We start from the raw sequence: 15,550 nt of genomic DNA, 5'->3' as shown, positions 1-15,550 counted from the left end.
GTACAATCGCCCTCATGTATCGACGCAATGCCGCTTCATGCGGGCCGCGCGATGCGGAGCCGGACGGTCCGGGCGTGGTAGGCGCTCTTGCGACGAAGTCCCACCGAAGGTGCAAGCGGACGGAGAAGCGCGGCCAAGCGGGCCGCGACGACAGACATGGATGAGATCGAATGTGTGGTGATCGGCGCGGGCGTGGTCGGTCTTGCGGTGGCGCGCGCGCTGGCGCAGCGTGGTCGCGAGGTGATCGTGCTCGAAGCGACGGAAGCGATCGGCACGGGCACGAGCTCGCGCAATAGCGAAGTCATACACGCGGGGCTTTACTATCCTCGCGGCTCGCTGAAGGCGACGCTGTGCGTGCGCGGCCGCGAGATGCTCTACGAATATTGCGCCGACCGTGGCGTGCCGCACGAGCGTTGCGGCAAGCTGCTCGTCGCGACCGCGCGCAACCAGTTGCCGCAGCTTGCCGCGATCGAAGCGCGCGGGAAGGAAAACGGCGTGCTGGACCTGATCCGCCTGAGCGGCGCAGACGCGCGTGAGTTGGAACCGGCGTTGCAATGCGAAGCGGCCGTGTTCTCGCCGCAAACCGGCATAGTCGACAGCCACCAGCTACTGCTGGCGCTGCAAGGCGATGCCGAGCGCAACGGCGCTGTCTGCACGTTCCATTCGCCAGTCGAATCGGTCGAAGCGCGGGCGGGGCGGTTCGTCGTGACGGTTGGTGGCGACTCGCCCACGACGCTTTCGGCTGCATGCGTCATCAACAGTGCGGGGCTGCACGCCAATGCGCTGGCCCGCAAGATTCGGGGCCTCGATGCGCGCCACGTCCCGCCGCTGTACCTCGCGCGCGGCAGTTACTTCAGCATCTCAGGCCGCGCCCCGTTTTCGCGGCTCATCTATCCGATGCCGAACGAAGCGGGACTCGGCGTGCACCTGACGCTGGACCTCGGCGGGCAGGCGCGCTTCGGTCCCGATGTCGAGTGGGTCGATACGATCAATTACGACGTCGATCCCCGCCGCGCGGACTCGTTTTACTCGGCCATCCGCGAATATTGGCCGGCCTTGCCCGACGACGCGCTGCAGCCGGCTTACGCGGGCATCCGCCCGAAGCTGTCCGGCCCCGGCGAGCCTGCAGCCGACTTCGTGATTCAAGGGCCCGCCGCCCACGGCGTGCGCGGCCTCGTCAATCTGTTCGGCATCGAATCGCCGGGTTTGACGGCCTCGCTTGCGATCGCACAGCGCGTGTGCGAACTCGCGGGGCGGGCGTGACGCGCCGATGACACAGCGAGAAAGAAACTTATCGCCGGACTGAGCGCCGGACAGGCAGGCGCCAGGGCGGCCGCGACGAACTGACGCACTTATCCGGGACATTTGCTCAAGCTGGCTGCGCCGGCCGCACTTCGTTGCTATGCTGGGCCACTGCTGCCGTAGAGCAGCGGTGAGCAGGACCATACCTAAGGAGAGTCCCCATGAAATCGTCCCGTCGCACGTTTCTGATTACGAGCCTGGGCGCCGCCTCCGCGCTCGCGCTGGGTTCGCGTCAGGCTCTGGCCGATGCGCCGAAGGTCGCCGAAAGCGACCCGACCGCGCAAGGGCTCGGCTACAAGCTGGACGCGACCACGGTCGACAAGGCGAAGTACCCCAAATACGCCGCAGGCCAGGAATGCAGCAATTGCCAATTCTTCCAGGGCAAGCCGACCGACGCTTTCGCGCCGTGTCCGATTTTCGGCGGCAAGCAGGTGTCCGGCAAGGGCTGGTGCAGCGCTTATTCGAAGAAGGCTTAACCAGCCCGTTCAACGCGCCCTGGCCTTCGCGGGCCGGCGCACGCTCCATCCGGCGCGGCGCTCAGCCGCCGCGCTTTTCAGCCCCGCTGTCCCGCCGCACCGTCCCGCCGCTTCAACCGCATCTCAAAGAATCGACGAAAGGAACGTCAACGTGCGCCCGTGCGCAAGCGCCGACGCATGTTGGTCGTAGGCGGAACGGTCCGAGCAGTTGAAGCCGTGCTCCGCGCCCGGGTAGTCGAAGAACTGCACGCCGGCGTGTCCCGCCATGCGTTGCTTCACCTGTGCCACGGCGTTCTGCGGAATCGACGCATCGTGTTCCGCATAGTGGAACAGCATCGGTACGCGGATATTGGTCGCTTCGTCGAGTTTGTTCTGAATACCCCCGCCGTAGTAGGCGACGGCCGCATCGACGCTGCCGCGTGCCGCCATCAGATAAGCCAGCTGGCCGCCGAAACAGAAGCCGACGGCGCCGATCTTGCCTGTCGTTTCGGGTAGGGCGCGCAGCGTATGGGCAGCCGCGCCCAGATCGGCAGCGGTCTGGTTCGCATCGATGCGCTTGAGCAACGCCAACGCCTTGTCGCGGTCAGGGCCGACGTAGCCCAGTTCCACCCGCCGCTCGGCGCGCCAGAAAATATCGGGCGCGAGGGCGACATAGCCCGCGAGTGCATATTGTTCGGCGACAGACTGGATATGCGCGTTCACGCCGAAGATTTCCTGCACGATGATGACGCCGGGGCCTTTGCCCGCACGCGGCACGGCGAGGTATCCATCGTAGCGCTCGCCGCCACCCGCATCGATCTCGATCCATCGAGTCGTCACGCTCATTCGCCACCTCAATCTCGTAGTCAAAGGGTCCGCCAGTTTGGCACCGAATTGCAGAGTCCGCTGAACGCGCGCCGTGGGTTCTGCCCGGAGCCGGGACGGTTGAAGGGCGGGCCGCCTGTCCGACACGTCGTCGCGCTGGTCTTCGGCCTGGACCGCGTAATTCGCGTCATTCACCGAATGGGAATGAATCGATCTCGATAATTCATTTTTCGTGCGCCCGGCGCGCGCGTAAAGTGAGGCGAACATCGGCGAAGGCATCGGCGGATGCATGGCGGCGCCCGGCTCCGCCGCGCCGCTCCCCCGTAGCTGCGGCCCGCCGGACCGAATCTCGAGGATCGATATGAACATGAGCGCAACGAATCCCTCTCTCCCCGCGTTTGCGGAGCGTTTCGGCCTGCGGCTGCCGCTCGTGCAGGCGCCGATGGTGGGCGCGACGACGCCCGCGATGGTGATTGCGACCAGCAACGCCGGTGCGCTCGGCATGTTGGGCGCCGGGGCGATGGCGCCGGACAAGCTGGCCGCCGAAGTGGCGCAGATTCGCGCAGCGACCTCGCGCGCGTTCGGCATCAATCTTTTCATGCCGAGCGCGGCCACGCCCGACGACGCCACGGTCCGTCGCGCGCTCGACGCCATCGACCCGTTGCGCGCGGAACTCGGTTTGCCGCCGGGCCGTACGCCCGAGCGCTATGCGCCAGCGTTTCGCGAACAACTGGAACAAGCGATCGCGCTGCGCGTGCCCGTCGTCAGCTTCACGTTCGGCGTGCTCGACGCGCCCGACGTCGAGCGCCTCAAAGCGGCCGGCAGCTATGTGATCGGCACGGCGACCCATGTCGCCGAAGGCCTCGCGTGGCGCGACGCCGGCGCCGACGCCGTCTGCGCGCAAGGCGCCGAGGCGGGCGGGCATCGCGGCACGTTCATCGATGCGCAAACCAATCCGCTGATCGGCACGATGGCCCTCGTGCCGCAACTGGTGGACGCGCTCGAGATCCCGGTCATCGCGGCGGGCGGCATCATGGACGGGCGCGGGATCGCAGCGGCGCTCGCACTGGGCGCGCAGGCCGCGCAACTCGGCACCGTGTTCCTCGCATGCGCCGAAAGCAGTGCCGCCGCGGACTGGAAGCAGCGGCTCGCCGCCAGCGCAGACACCGCGACGAGCGTCACGCGTGCGATCACAGGCCGCTATGCACGCGGCATTCGCAATCGGTTGATGGACCGCCTCGAGGCGGAGCCCGCGCGCGTTGCGCCCTATCCCGTGCAAAACGCGCTGACGCAGGAGTTGCGGCAAACCGCGGCCCGCTCCGATCGCGGCGATTACCTCTCGCTTTGGGCGGGCCAGGGCGCGCCGCTGATTCGCAATCGGCGGCCCGGCTGCGGTGCCGCGGAGATCGTCGGCGCGCTCGATGCCGAATGGCGGGCTCTTTCCGGCCAGGTGCCGCGTTTGCCGACATTCGAATAAACAGTCTACGAGAGGCTGTATAAGCGCCTCGGTAGTCATGGCAACTGAATGCCGTTTGCATGCCGCGCTAAACGTTATTTTTGATCGCGATCAATGTGTTAGGCGATTTTTGCCACGAATTTATGAAGGGCGCCGCGTGATCGCCGTGCAGGGCGACTACGCGAAAACCCGCATGCCTATTGCGTTTCCGGGCGGGAGATGGGTTTTTGCCAGAACTTTTCTGCGCTCGGCGCTATTAGTAGTCTTCCCAGTTTCTCAAAAAAGCCCCCAACTTTAATTTGTTGCCCTACACTTGCGCGCAGCACGAAGGCGCGGCTTGTCACGAACAGGTCCGCTCGCGTGCCCGACCAAGTGCATGACGATGCATCCGGCGTAATTGCCCCTTCGGCACAGACAAGAGGAAGGCGGGGATTAGGGCGATCACGTCGTTTTTGGGACCGAAAACCGGAGACTTACATGAATAGCAAGATGCAAAAACTGTTGCCGATCAGCGCGGCTGCGATGTTGGCTGCGACGATGGCAACGGGCGCAGCAGCTGATGAAATCGTCAAAATCGGCCACGTCGCGCCGCTGACTGGCCAGATCGCCCACCTCGGCAAGGACAACGAAAACGGTGCGCGCCTCGCCGTCGAGGAAATCAACAAGAAGGGTCTCGTGATCGGCGGCCAGAAGGTCACGCTGCAACTGGACGCGCAAGACGACGCGGCTGACCCGCGTACGGCTACGCAGGTTGCGCAGAAGCTTGTCGATGACAAGGTTGTGGCAGTGGTTGGGCACTTGAACTCCGGTACGACGATCCCGGCTTCGAAGATCTACAGCGATGCGGGCATCGCGCAGATCTCGCCGTCGGCAACGAACCCCCAATACACGCTGCAAGGCTTCAAGACGACGTTCCGCGTCGTGGCGACCGATGCGCAGCAAGGCCCGGCTCTCGCAAACTACGCAGCTAAGACTTTGAATCTGAAGAAGGTCGCGATCGTCGACGACGCCACGGCTTACGGCCAAGGCTTGGCGAACGAATTCGAAAAGACCGCGAAGTCGCTCGGCATGACCGTCCTCTCGCATGACGCGACGAACGACAAGGCGGTCGACTTCCGCGCGATTCTGACGAAGATCAAGGGCGAAGGCCCCGACGCGATCATGTACGGCGGCATGGATGCCACCGGCGGCCCGTTCGCCAAGCAAGCGAAGCAGCTCGGCATCAAGGCGAAGATCCTCGCGGGTGACGGCGTCTGTACCGATCAGCTCTCCACGCTGGCTGGCGATGCGACCGATAACGTCGTCTGTTCGGAAGCGGGCCGCTCGCTCGAGAAGATGGGCAAGGCTGGCCAGGAGTTCGAAGCCAAGTACAAGGCGCGTTTCGGTGTGCCGATCCAGATTTACGCACCGTTCACGTATGACGCCGTCTACATCATCGTCGACGCGATGAAGCGCGCGAACTCGACCGATCCGGCGAAGATCCTCGCGGCTTTGCCGTCGACGGACTACAAGGGCGTGATCGGCGAAACGCAGTTCGACGCACACGGCGACCTGAAGCACGGCGTGATCTCGCTGTACAACTACAAGGCCGGCAAGAAGACGCTGCTGAACGAAGTGGCGATGTAATCGGCTTGACCGATCGATGTGCGGCCGGCGCGCCAGCGTAGCCGGCTGCCGCAGAGAAAGGTGGAAGGGGCGTGTACGCGAACAGCGTGCGCGCCCCTTTGTATTGTGGGGTATCTATCGCCAACGGCGGCGGCACTGCATTCAAACGCCGAGCCGTTTCAGCACGCGCGGCCCGATGACCGCGACGAGCGCCGCACAGAGCGCAACGACCGACAGCCCGACCGAAAGATTCGTCGCCTGCGCAACGCCGCCGATCAAGACGGGCCCGAACAGCAAACCGACATAAGCGATGCTCGCGACGTGCGCCAGCCCGACGGCGGCATGAATGCCGCGCACGCGCATGGCCGCGGCGAACAGCACGGGCATCATGTTCGCGAGCCCGACGCCCATCATCGCGAACCCGACGAGCGCCGTAATCGAAAATGGCAGCACGAGGGCGCCGACCATGCCCGCACAGGCGATCGAGGCGCTAGCCAGCACGAGCTGCACGGCGCCGAAGCGCGCCCGCACGGCGTCGCCGGCAAATCGTCCGGCCGCCATCGCACCCGTGAATGCCGCATAGCCGGCGCTGGCGAACGCCGGCGTCGAATGCACGACATCGCGCATGTAGACGGCGGCCCAATCGTACATGGCGCCTTCGGCAATGAGCGCGATGAGCGCAACGGCCCCGAGCGCCCACAAGACGGGCGAACGCCAGCGGCTGGCGCCCGCCTCGCCGTGATGGCTCTCCGCGTGCGGCACCTGCGGCAACACGGCCGGGCAACTGAGCGCGAGCACGACGACGCAGACGAGCGCGGCCAGCAGCAGGTGCAGCGCGCCGGTCATGCCGTGCGCGAGCGCAAGGCCGCCTGCGCCTGCGCCGATCATCCCGCCGATGCTGAACATGCCATGCAGCGAAGACATGATGGGCCGCCCGAGCGCTTGTTCGACGGCGCTGGCTTCCGCGTTCATCGCCACGTCCATCGTCGCCATTCCTGCGCCGAATACGGCGAGCACCGGCAACAGCACGGCGTAGGTCGGCGCGACTAAAATCAACGCCATGCCGCCCGCCATGACGAGCCCGCCGACGAGACAGGCGCGGCGCGTGCCGACGCGTGCGATCCACTTCGCGTTGGTGACGGTGGCAGCGATCGAGCCGCCGGTCAGAACGAACAGCGCGAGCGACAGCGCCGCGGGGTCGAGGTGAAACTTGTCGCGCACGGTCGGCACATGCACGCCCCACGACGCGTAAGCCATGCCGGCGATGAAGAACAGCGCCATGGTGGCGTAGCGTGCGCGTTGACGCGCGGCGGGAGGGAGATCGCGGTGGGCCGCTGGGACGGCGCAGGACTGCGATGAACTGGTATGCGACACGGGCGCGAATGAGAACCGAAAAAGGGCGAAAAAGGGCGAAAACGGCAAAAAAGGGCGAGAGTGCGCGGGCAGGCGAAGTATTGGCGCGCGCGAGCGCTAAGATGGATGCAACCTAACGATTCTAACGGAGGGTCTTGCACCGCGCTGAAACCTGAACATGGTGCGGGACCGGGACACACGCGATGAACATTTCGGCACACGCGCCGTTGCATCTGTTGCACCGCAAGCGGGTCGGGGCTCTGGCGACGCACTCACGGGATCCGCTCGGATTCCCGTATCCGACGGCACTTCCGTTCGCTCCCGATGCCCGGCACCGGCCGGTCGTGCTCGTGAGCCGCCTGGCTGAGCACGCGCGCAATCTCGAAGCCGATCGGCGCTCCGGCTTTCTTGTCGTCGATTCGCCAGCGAACGACGACGTGCTGAACGGCGAGCGGCTGACGCTTCTGGGCCAATTCGTGCCGGGCGGGTTGGAACCGTCCCTGGTGCGCCGCTATTTGCGCTATCACCCCGACGCCGAGCGCTATCTTGCGCTCGGCGATTTTTCGTTTCGCGTGCTGGAAATCGAGCGAATGCGATACATCGGCGGCTTCGGCGCAATGGGCTGGCTCGATGCGGAAGAACTGGACCCGCTCGAGCCGTTGAGCGACGAAGACGAAACTGCACTGATCGAATACTTCGACCGGCATGTAAGACGTCCGGCGTTAGTGCGATTGGCCGGCGTCGACCGATACGGGGCCGATTTAAGAGTAGACGGCCAACGGCGACGCTATCCGTTCGATTCGGCAAAACCTGATATGTCAGCGCTGGAACGGGCGCTGGCGAGTTGCATAGCAGATCACGCCGATTAGCCGGAAAGCGTTTTTCCCGATAGGGAAAGCGCCGATCGCACGCGACGCTGTCGATCGACGCACCCCGCGGATAGCCGCGCTGGTGCAGCATCCTTTCATGCTGTGAGAACTTTTTGCCGCCTGTTCGTTACCCGTTTCACGAATTGAAAGTTGCGGCCACCGACGGTTCCCATTGGACTGGAAAATACGAGAGCACTTGCATTGGGTAATTCGAGACAAGCTGATCGCGATGACGAATGAGTGAAACAAACAATGAGAATCTTTTTTCCCTGATCGTCTTTTCGGGCTTTTCGTTTGCCGGCCTTTTGTGCTAATCTCGCTTCCGAAATATCCGAGGCACCACGCATTCAGATGGCAATACCCGGCATGAGATCGGCGCCATTTATCGAAACCACAAGGGATTGTATGTCTTCTTACAAGGAACTTCTCGCTCAACGAGAGAAGCTGGAGAAGCAGATCGAAGAGGCGAAGGCGAAGGAATACGCCGAAGTGCTGAACGAGATCAAACAGAAAATGGCTGACTACGGCATTACCCTCGCCGAACTCGGCGGCGGTCGTGGCAAGTTGGGCAAGGGTGGTCGTCCTCGCGCCGGCGTTGCGCCGAAATATCGCGATCCCGCGAGCGGCAGCACGTGGTCGGGCCGCGGCAAGCCGCCCCGTTGGATTGCTGGTCAGGATCGCGAACAGTTCCTGATTAAGTAACTAATCGGCAATAGACCGCTTAGTGTGCGATCAGCGTCGATCTCGACGTCATGGTTTGCACGAGCCGGATAGAACCGCGTTACCCCTCAGGGTGCGCGGTTTTTATTTGTCTAATGTATCGATTGAAAATCCTCGTCCCTGCTTCACCGAAAGCAGTAGACACAGTGAGGACGCAAGTCGCAATAAGAATGGGTTGCGTTCTCATAACGCCATGATTTGAAAGAAGAAAGGTGCAGGCGGCGACAGCGCTCGGGCGTTCGGCTTGGTAGAATCGCGATAGACAACGCTGTGGCTTACCTTCCCGATGCATTCCCACGCTGCCGAACTCGAATCCGCCCAAAAACAAGCCGTCGCGCGCAAAAGCACGTTTGTGAGCGTCGCGCTGAACCTTGTCCTGATGTGCTTGCAGGTCGCGATCGGTGTCTTCGCGCATTCCCAGGCCCTTATTGCCGACGGCATCCATTCGCTCGCGGATCTGATTTCCGATTTCATCGTGCTGATTGCGAACCGGGCCAGCGCGGAACAACCCGACGCCGATCACAACTACGGGCATGGCCGGTACGAGACCGTTGCGTCGCTGTTTCTCGGCGGGCTACTTGTCGCCGTCGGTATCGGCATGCTGTGGCGCGCCGGCACGCGGCTCGCGAATATGGACAACATTCCGGCCGTCCATGTCAGTGCGCTTGTCGTGGCCGTGCTCGTGCTCGTGTCGAAGGAGTCGCTGTTTCGGTACATGCTGCGACAAGCCCAGAAAGTGCGTTCGGCCATGCTGATCGCGAACGCATGGCATGCGCGCTCCGACGCCGCATCGTCGCTCGTGGTTGCAGTCGGTATCGTGGGAAGCTTGTTCGGCGTGCGCCTGCTCGATCCGATCGCCGCGGCGATCGTCGGCTTCCTCGTGGCGCGCATGGGTTGGGTGTTCGGCTGGGATGCGCTGCAAGACCTGTCCGACCGGGCGCTCGACGAAACGGCGACGGCCGATATCCACAAGCTGTTGATGGCGACGGCGGGCGTGCGCGATGTCCATGAGTTGCGCACGCGCAAAATGGGCGACCTTGCGCTCGTCGACGCGCATATCCTCGTCGACCCGCTGATCTCGGTATCCGAGGGGCACTACATTGCGGAATCGGCGCGCGCACGCGTCATGACCGACAAACGCGTACTCGATGCACTGATTCACGTCGATCCCGAAAACGACGCGATTGCACATCCGCCGGCGCGCTTGCCGACCCGCGTGGCCGTGGCCGCGCTCGTCGACGCCGAACTGGCGAAATACGGACTGCGCGCAGCGAACCTCAATGTTCATTACCTGAGCACGGGGCTCGACGTCGACATCACGTTGTCGGCGGATCGATTGGCCGATCGCGAACACGATGCGGATCTGGTCGGTCGTATCGACATGGATCAGCTCAAGGCACGACTTGGGGCGCGCAACGTCACGCTGCAACGACAGCTTGTGCCGGTGAAGGCAGATGCTGCGAGTCCGAGGCACGCCTAAGCGAGCCGGGCGCAAACACGCCGAGGCGTGGCTTCAGAGCGGCAACTGCGTATCAAATTTGACTTCGCGCAGCACGACGCTCGTGCGTACTTGTGAGACGGCGGGGATTTTGAAGATGCGATCGTGGAGAAACGCGTCGTAGGCTTTGATGTCGGGCGCGACGATTTTCAGAATGTAATCGGCTTCGCCCGTGGTGCTATAGCACTCGGTCACTTCGGGGCAGGTGGAGATTTCGCGTTCGAATTGCTCGACGCCGCCCTCCGTGTGCCGCATCAGGTGGATATGGGCGAGGGCGCACACATGCAGCCCGAGCTTTTCGCGATCGAGCAACGCCGTATAGCGTTGAATGACGCCCGATTGCTCCATGTCCTTGATGCGCCGCCAGCACGGCGTGCTTGAGAGCCCGACTTGCTCGGAGATTTCCTGGACGGAGCGTCGGGCATCGAGCTGCAACAGGCGCAGGATTTTCTGCGAAAACGTATCGAGTGACATCCGCGCCTCCTTTCCGACAGCCATTGCGTTTGATATTAGTGGCGGAAGAAATAAAAGGCAATCGGACTGCGGACGAGCGAGGGAATTTCCCTAATTTGGCGGGCTCTCGGTGTCGATTTGTCCTAACGGCTGCGCATCCACCTCGCTGCTGCGCTGCCTCGCTTCGGCAGCGGCGGCCGATGTCCGTTGCATCACGCGTAAGTCCTTGAGCATGTTGCAAAAGAGTGCGCCTTGCTCGATGGCGTCGTCTAGCGCCACGTGCGTGTGCGGGTGATCGTCGAACCAATGCTTCGGCATGCGCGGCTTGATGCACTTGCGATAGGGCAGCCCCGTCATGGCGAAGGCGAGCGTTTTCACGTCGAGCGCCGACCAGGAAAACGGACAGCGCCCCGTAAAGCGCATCATGTACCAAAACATGAACGTGAAATCGAAGCCGGCCGGCATGCCGACGAACACGGGCTTGCCCGGCAGGGCTTCGACCCATTCGACGTAGGCGACGAGAGCTTCCTCGGGGCGCCGCAGATCCGAGCGGCACGCGGCCCACGCTTGCGGCTGCGTTTTCCACCAGGCTTCCTGCACAGGGTGCGCTTGCGCGCCGGGCAGCGTTTCCAGATTCGCCGAAAACGTGCCGATCAACTGCTTGTCGTCGGTGTAGGCCGCCGACGCGAAGCTCAGCATCGAATGCGGGCCCGGGATCGGGCCGTCGGCCTCGATGTCGGTACTGACATAGATTTCGCCCGTCATGCGCTCACTCCGTCTGCGACATAGGGATTCGTGCGCCGCTCCTCGCCGAACGTCGACGTGGGGCCGTGACCGGGGACGAACGTGATGTCGTCGCCGAGCGGCCAGAGTTTCGTGCGAATCGAGTTGATCAGATCGGCGTGATTGCCGCGCGGGAAATCGGTGCGACCGATCGAGCCCGCGAACAGGACGTCGCCGACGAACGCGATCCGATGCTTCGCGCTGACGAAGACGACATGGCCGGGCGTGTGGCCTGGACAGTGATAAACGTCCAGGGTTTCTTCGCCGAAGCGGACCGTATCGCCTTCGACGAGCCAGCGATCGGGCTCGAACGCTTGCGCCGCGGGAAAGCCGAAGCGCACGCTTTGGTCGGGCAGCTTCTCGATCCAGAAGCGCTCGTCCTGGTGCGGGCCTTCGATGGGGACGCCGTAATGCGTGGCCAGCGTTTTTGCGCCGGCGCAGTGATCGACGTGGCCGTGCGTGAGCAGGATTTTCTCGACGGTGGCGCCGTTCTCTGCGACGGCGCGCTCGACCAGTTCGAGATCGCCGCCCGGATCGACGACGGCTGCCCGCTGCGTCGCTTCGCAGATCAGGAGCGAGCAGTTTTGCTGAAACGGCGTGACGGGAATAACGAAGACCTTCATCGGCGGGAGCGCTGGCTGCAAAAAGAAAGATGGTACCAGCCGGCTCGCGCCGGCGCTGCATGGCCGAATGGCCACGATGGCCGCTTTCCAATGCGCATTGTTGCGTCCATAGGGAGAATCAATGACGGCCCGAGCCTGGCGCCCGGGATTGCCTTCCCTTTCTGCTATAATGCGGCTGCACTTTGCGCGGGGTGAGTCCTGCGCTGCTCTACTGGCGATTCGGCCCTTGCTCGAACTAACGCATGCCGGTCGCTGTCAATTGAAGTCCGAAGTCGCGGTGAGCGGCTTCGTTTCTGTGTCGATGAAGTTCGACGCACACGTCTTACCCAGCCAGGCGCCACGCGCCTGACACGGCCTGTCGGCCGTACCGCTGGGTGAGCCTACGCCGCCGTTCCTCGTGCCTGCGGGCGCGCAAGAACGTGATAGCCATGTTCGATGGCGGCGTTTGGGGTCTGGTCAAGCTGACGGGGACAGCCGCACCAGACGTGAACACCAACCGGGCTGTATGCGGCCGAACGTGGCCGCAGCCGAGTGCTGTACCGCTGCACACGCTTCAAGGCGTGCGTGCTGTGCCGTGCTCGATCGCCCGAGCCGTACCGCGATGCGAAACATCCATCACAGATCGGCTCGACAGATTGGCGAAACATCATATGAAACATCGATGGTATCGATCGCTGGGGATGCTTTTTGTCGTGACCGCCTTCACGGGTTGCGCGGTCCAGCCGACGCAGACAGGGAGCGCAAGCGCCATTCCCGCCGTAGCGCAGGCGGCGAACGCACCGGTTGCATTTGGGAGCGCGGCGCCGCTTCCTGCCGGGCACGACCAATCGCTTGCCAACGCGCAGCCAATCGACGACGGCACGCCCGACGTATCCGATTTCAAGCAAGTGGGCCGCGCCTCGTGGTACGGGCGGCATTTCGTGGGCCGCAAGACGGCCAGCGGCGAACGTTACGACATGAATGCGATGACGGCCGCGCACAAGACGCTGCCGCTCGCTTCGTACGTGCGCGTGACGAATACGTCGAACCACAAGTCCGTGGTGGTCAAGATCAACGATCGCGGGCCGTACGTGCGTGGGCGCGTGATCGACTTGTCTTATGCGGCGGCAAAGCTGCTCGGCTTGGCGCATGCGGGTACGGCTCGCGTGCAGATCGAAGGGCTGTCGCAGGAAGAAGCGCGTGCGGAGCGTGCGGAAGTATTGGCTAGCAATGCGGGCAAGGATGCGGGCAACTGATACCCGCTGTGTTGTGTGAAGGCTCTTGAAGGCTCTTGAAGGCTCTTGAAGGCTCTTGAAGGCTCTTGAAGGCTCTTGATGGATCGATGGCGGCGTCCCTTTTCGGGGCGCCGTTTTTGTTCAGGTGAGGATATTCAGGAGTCCTAACTATGGCGCCGGCATGATGCGGCGCCGCGCTTCCTGCTTTCGTTCCTCGCCGCTTATCCCTCCCGCTTCGCCAACTCCAACGCTCGCGTGTAAAGCAGATTGCGCGACGCCCCTGTAATCGCAGCCGCCAAGCGGGCCGCGCTGCTGACGGACACTTCCTCCAACAGCAACGAAAGGAGCGCGTCATGCGCGGCTTCATCTTCCTGCCCCTGCGCGGGCGCGCCCTGCACGACAAGCACGAACTCCCCGCGTTGCCGATTCGGATCGGCGGCCAGCCACGTTGGCCCTTCGGCCAGGGTGCAGCGATGAATGGCCTCATGTAGTTTTGTCAGTTCGCGCGCAATGAGCAATTGCCGGTCGCCGCCGAGCGTATCGGCCAACGCTTGCACGGTTTCGACGATGCGATGCGGGGCTTCGTAAAACACCATTGCATGCGGGTGGGCAGCGATCTGCTGCAAATGGGTCGCGCGTTGTTTGGCTTTCGTCGGCAAAAAGCCGAGGAACGAGAACGAGCCGACGAAGTCTCCCGCAGCCGAGATGGCGGTCGTTACCGCGCTTGCACCGGGAAGCGGCACGACGGCGAAGCCGGCTTCGCGCACGGCGTCGACAAGCTTGGCGCCTGGGTCTGACACGCCGGGCGTGCCGGCGTCGGAGACATAGGCGACGCGCTCTCCGGCTCGCAGGTGATCGACGATGCGTCCGGCCGCTTCGCGCTCGTTGTGCTCATGCACGGCAACGAGCGGCTTCGAGATCCCGTAGAGCCCGAGCAACTGCCCCGTATTGCGTGTGTCTTCGGCGGCGATGCGATCGACGAGACCGAGCACGTGTAGCGCGCGCAGGGTGATGTCGGCGGCATTGCCGATCGGCGTTGCAATGACGTAGAGCGTGGCGGCGGGGTACTGCTGCCGCTGCGCAAGATCGAGGAGATCGGACATGAAGCGAGAAACGCCAGGTAGCGAGGGAAGGCCGCCATTGTGCCACGCGAGGCAGGCGGCCACGGCCCGCGAGCAGGCGCCGCGGCTGCAGGGCCAAAGTCGGTACGACGCTGCGGACAACTTTTCCGGGCGGCGCGGGTCGAAACGCGTCGGAGCGCAATACGAGGGGCTGGCGCTCGATTTCCTGCGGCGGCAGCGGCTGCGCCTTGTCGCGCGCAACGTGACGTGCCGGGGCGGGGAGATCGACCTTGTCATGCGCGATCGTGACGGCATGCTGGTTTTTGTCGAAGTGCGAGCGCGCTCCGGTGGCCGTTATGGCGGGGCTGCGGCGAGTATCGGGCCGAGCAAGCGGCAGCGCATCTTGCTGGCGGCGCGGTATTTTTTGGTCACGCGCGGTGCCGGTGCGAGTGTTTGCCGGTTCGACGCGGTTGTTTTCGAAGGGCGGCGGCTCGTCTGGTTGCGCGACGCGTTTCGCGAGGACGGCAGCTAGTGCCGGAATAACGTGCGGAGGCAGTGGGCCAGTACGGTAAACTTGCGCGCTGACGACCGGCCGCAATGGGCGGGGCCGGCAGAAAAGAGAACCGATGTCAGTCGAACGAATTCAACAGCATTTTCGCGAAAGCGCGGCATTGAAACTCGAGGCGCTCGACGCCTTATCGATGCCGATCGCGGCAGCCATCGACACGATGTTCGGTGCGCTGGCGAACGGCAATCGGATTTTCGCGTGCGGCAACGGCGCGGGTGCGGCGGACGCGCAGCGATTCGCCGCGCAGCTGATCGCCGGTTTCGAGCGCGAGCGTCCGAGCTTGCCGGCCATTGCGCTCACGGCCGACTCCACCGTGTTGACGGCGTTGAGTGCGGGCGGTGCGTTCGATACGGTGTACGCGCGGCAACTGCGTGCGCTGGGGCACGCGGGCGACGTGTTGCTCGTCATTGCGGCGGGCGGCGACGAGCCTGATTTGCTTGGAGCGATCGTCGAAGCGCATGAGCGCGAGATGGTCGTGATTGCGTTGACGGGCGAGGGCGGCGGCGCGAGAGTGGCCGAAGCGCTGGCTGACACCGACATACAGATTTGCGTGCCGTCGCAGCGGATGGCGCGGATTCGCGAAGTGCACGTGTTGATTATTCACTGCCTGTGCGACGGCATCGATGCCATGTTGCTCGGCGAAGATTGACTTCGAAGGGGATTCGTTGATGAAGGCAGATCGCGTCATGAAGACGATCGTACGGGGAACGCTGGCGGCCGCGGCGGCAGCTGCTTTGGCGGCGTCGTTGCAGGGGTGTGTGTTGG

16 protein-coding genes are annotated in these 15,550 nt (G+C 63.7%); 10 read left to right on the top strand and 6 right to left on the bottom strand.

The genetic code is table 11. The features are described from left to right. The first annotated feature begins 87 nt into the window (after positions 1–87). Positions 88–1,263 (top strand): NAD(P)/FAD-dependent oxidoreductase, encoded by a 1,176-nt coding sequence (locus C0Z19_RS19500; protein WP_332882221.1) that lies wholly within the window; start codon positions 88–90, stop codon positions 1,261–1,263. A gap of 200 nt (positions 1,264–1,463) precedes the next feature. After that, complete coding sequence (locus tag C0Z19_RS19495; RefSeq protein ID WP_102611482.1) at positions 1,464–1,778, top strand: high-potential iron-sulfur protein; 315 nt, start codon at positions 1,464–1,466, stop codon at positions 1,776–1,778. A gap of 123 nt (positions 1,779–1,901) precedes the next feature. On the opposite strand, the gene C0Z19_RS19490 is transcribed toward C0Z19_RS19495, so the two are convergent. Then, positions 1,902–2,597 carry a dienelactone hydrolase family protein gene (locus tag C0Z19_RS19490; RefSeq protein ID WP_175084100.1) on the bottom strand — a complete coding sequence of 232 codons (696 nt, stop codon included), beginning with the start codon at positions 2,595–2,597 and terminating at the stop codon, positions 1,902–1,904. Between the two features lie 352 nt (positions 2,598–2,949). Between C0Z19_RS19490 and C0Z19_RS19485 the strand changes: the two genes are divergently transcribed. Together C0Z19_RS19485 and C0Z19_RS19480 are read left to right on the top strand one after the other, a co-directional pair. Next, positions 2,950–4,059, top strand: coding sequence for an NAD(P)H-dependent flavin oxidoreductase (locus tag C0Z19_RS19485; RefSeq protein WP_102611481.1), 1,110 nt, complete (start codon positions 2,950–2,952; stop codon positions 4,057–4,059). Positions 4,060–4,515: 456 nt separating this feature from the next. After that, the gene (locus tag C0Z19_RS19480) at positions 4,516–5,664 is read left to right on the top strand and encodes a branched-chain amino acid ABC transporter substrate-binding protein (protein ID WP_102611480.1); all 1,149 of its coding nucleotides are present in this window, start codon (positions 4,516–4,518) and stop codon (positions 5,662–5,664) included. A gap of 141 nt (positions 5,665–5,805) precedes the next feature. Here the strand turns inward: C0Z19_RS19480 and C0Z19_RS19475 are convergent, their stop codons facing one another. Next, complete coding sequence (locus C0Z19_RS19475) at positions 5,806–6,924, bottom strand: MFS transporter (RefSeq protein WP_102611479.1); 1,119 nt, start codon at positions 6,922–6,924, stop codon at positions 5,806–5,808. A gap of 275 nt (positions 6,925–7,199) precedes the next feature. Between C0Z19_RS19475 and C0Z19_RS19470 the strand changes: the two genes are divergently transcribed. The 3 genes from C0Z19_RS19470 to C0Z19_RS19460 all read left to right on the top strand — a co-directional run bounded on the left by C0Z19_RS19470 (position 7,200) and on the right by C0Z19_RS19460 (position 10,065). Continuing rightward, entirely contained in the window at positions 7,200–7,865 is a 666-nt protein-coding gene (locus C0Z19_RS19470; RefSeq protein WP_102611478.1) for a HugZ family pyridoxamine 5'-phosphate oxidase, read from the top strand. A 405-nt stretch (positions 7,866–8,270) separates the two neighbouring features. Next, on the top strand, positions 8,271–8,567 hold the full coding sequence (locus tag C0Z19_RS19465; protein ID WP_102611477.1) for an H-NS histone family protein: 297 nt from the start codon (positions 8,271–8,273) through the stop codon (positions 8,565–8,567). Positions 8,568–8,871: 304 nt separating this feature from the next. Beyond that, entirely contained in the window at positions 8,872–10,065 is a 1,194-nt protein-coding gene (locus C0Z19_RS19460) for a cation diffusion facilitator family transporter (protein ID WP_102611476.1), read from the top strand. A 33-nt stretch (positions 10,066–10,098) separates the two neighbouring features. On the opposite strand, the gene C0Z19_RS19455 is transcribed toward C0Z19_RS19460, so the two are convergent. The 3 genes from C0Z19_RS19455 to C0Z19_RS19445 all read right to left on the bottom strand — a co-directional run bounded on the left by C0Z19_RS19455 (position 10,099) and on the right by C0Z19_RS19445 (position 11,942). Beyond that, a complete protein-coding gene (locus C0Z19_RS19455) occupies positions 10,099–10,557 on the bottom strand; it encodes an Lrp/AsnC family transcriptional regulator (RefSeq protein ID WP_102611581.1) in 459 nt (152 codons plus the stop codon). Between the two features lie 90 nt (positions 10,558–10,647). After that, positions 10,648–11,301: a 3'-5' exonuclease family protein gene (locus C0Z19_RS19450; protein WP_102611475.1), complete on the bottom strand. Its 654-nt coding sequence runs from the start codon at positions 11,299–11,301 to the stop codon at positions 10,648–10,650. Continuing rightward, positions 11,298–11,942, bottom strand: coding sequence for an MBL fold metallo-hydrolase (locus C0Z19_RS19445; protein ID WP_102611474.1), 645 nt, complete (start codon positions 11,940–11,942; stop codon positions 11,298–11,300). Before C0Z19_RS19445 ends, C0Z19_RS19450 begins: the two co-directional genes overlap by 4 nt. Positions 11,943–12,592: 650 nt before the next feature. Between C0Z19_RS19445 and C0Z19_RS19440 the strand changes: the two genes are divergently transcribed. Continuing rightward, entirely contained in the window at positions 12,593–13,177 is a 585-nt protein-coding gene (locus C0Z19_RS19440) for a septal ring lytic transglycosylase RlpA family protein (RefSeq protein ID WP_102611580.1), read from the top strand. 200 nt (positions 13,178–13,377) lie between these two features. Here C0Z19_RS19440 and rsmI read toward each other — a convergent pair whose 3' ends face one another. After that, positions 13,378–14,259: a 16S rRNA (cytidine(1402)-2'-O)-methyltransferase gene (gene rsmI, locus C0Z19_RS19435; protein WP_102611473.1), complete on the bottom strand. Its 882-nt coding sequence runs from the start codon at positions 14,257–14,259 to the stop codon at positions 13,378–13,380. Positions 14,260–14,296: 37 nt separating this feature from the next. On the opposite strand from rsmI, the gene C0Z19_RS19430 reads away from it, so the two are divergent. Both C0Z19_RS19430 and C0Z19_RS19425 read left to right on the top strand, forming a co-directional pair. Continuing rightward, positions 14,297–14,749 carry a YraN family protein gene (locus tag C0Z19_RS19430; protein WP_425330313.1) on the top strand — a complete coding sequence of 151 codons (453 nt, stop codon included), beginning with the start codon at positions 14,297–14,299 and terminating at the stop codon, positions 14,747–14,749. A gap of 94 nt (positions 14,750–14,843) precedes the next feature. Then, positions 14,844–15,434, top strand: a complete 591-nt coding sequence (locus tag C0Z19_RS19425; RefSeq protein ID WP_102611471.1) for an SIS domain-containing protein — start codon at positions 14,844–14,846, stop codon at positions 15,432–15,434. Positions 15,435–15,550: the final 116 nt, after the last annotated feature.

Source organism: Trinickia soli (assembly GCF_002879855.1).
Taxonomy (GTDB): domain Bacteria; phylum Pseudomonadota; class Gammaproteobacteria; order Burkholderiales; family Burkholderiaceae; genus Trinickia; species Trinickia soli.
The sequence above is the reverse complement of the archived record's forward strand: the minus strand, read 5'-3'. Positions and strand labels throughout refer to the sequence as shown.

What these genes read in the sequence shown, in the direction of transcription:
- C0Z19_RS19460 (WP_102611476.1), top strand. Translation starts at nt 8,872, where the DNA reads ATGCATTCCCACGCTGCCGAACTCGAATCCGCCCAAAAACAAGCCGTC.
- C0Z19_RS19445 (WP_102611474.1), bottom strand. Translation starts at nt 11,942, where the DNA reads ATGAAGGTCTTCGTTATTCCCGTCACGCCGTTTCAGCAAAACTGCTCG.
- C0Z19_RS19450 (WP_102611475.1), bottom strand. Translation starts at nt 11,301, where the DNA reads ATGACGGGCGAAATCTATGTCAGTACCGACATCGAGGCCGACGGCCCG.
- C0Z19_RS19480 (WP_102611480.1), top strand. Translation starts at nt 4,516, where the DNA reads ATGAATAGCAAGATGCAAAAACTGTTGCCGATCAGCGCGGCTGCGATG.
- C0Z19_RS19455 (WP_102611581.1), bottom strand. Translation starts at nt 10,557, where the DNA reads ATGTCACTCGATACGTTTTCGCAGAAAATCCTGCGCCTGTTGCAGCTC.
- C0Z19_RS19465 (WP_102611477.1), top strand. Translation starts at nt 8,271, where the DNA reads ATGTCTTCTTACAAGGAACTTCTCGCTCAACGAGAGAAGCTGGAGAAG.
- C0Z19_RS19470 (WP_102611478.1), top strand. Translation starts at nt 7,200, where the DNA reads ATGAACATTTCGGCACACGCGCCGTTGCATCTGTTGCACCGCAAGCGG.
- C0Z19_RS19485 (WP_102611481.1), top strand. Translation starts at nt 2,950, where the DNA reads ATGAGCGCAACGAATCCCTCTCTCCCCGCGTTTGCGGAGCGTTTCGGC.
- C0Z19_RS19475 (WP_102611479.1), bottom strand. Translation starts at nt 6,924, where the DNA reads ATGGCGCTGTTCTTCATCGCCGGCATGGCTTACGCGTCGTGGGGCGTG.
- C0Z19_RS19440 (WP_102611580.1), top strand. Translation starts at nt 12,593, where the DNA reads ATGAAACATCGATGGTATCGATCGCTGGGGATGCTTTTTGTCGTGACC.
- rsmI (WP_102611473.1), bottom strand. Translation starts at nt 14,259, where the DNA reads ATGTCCGATCTCCTCGATCTTGCGCAGCGGCAGCAGTACCCCGCCGCC.
- C0Z19_RS19495 (WP_102611482.1), top strand. Translation starts at nt 1,464, where the DNA reads ATGAAATCGTCCCGTCGCACGTTTCTGATTACGAGCCTGGGCGCCGCC.
- C0Z19_RS19425 (WP_102611471.1), top strand. Translation starts at nt 14,844, where the DNA reads ATGTCAGTCGAACGAATTCAACAGCATTTTCGCGAAAGCGCGGCATTG.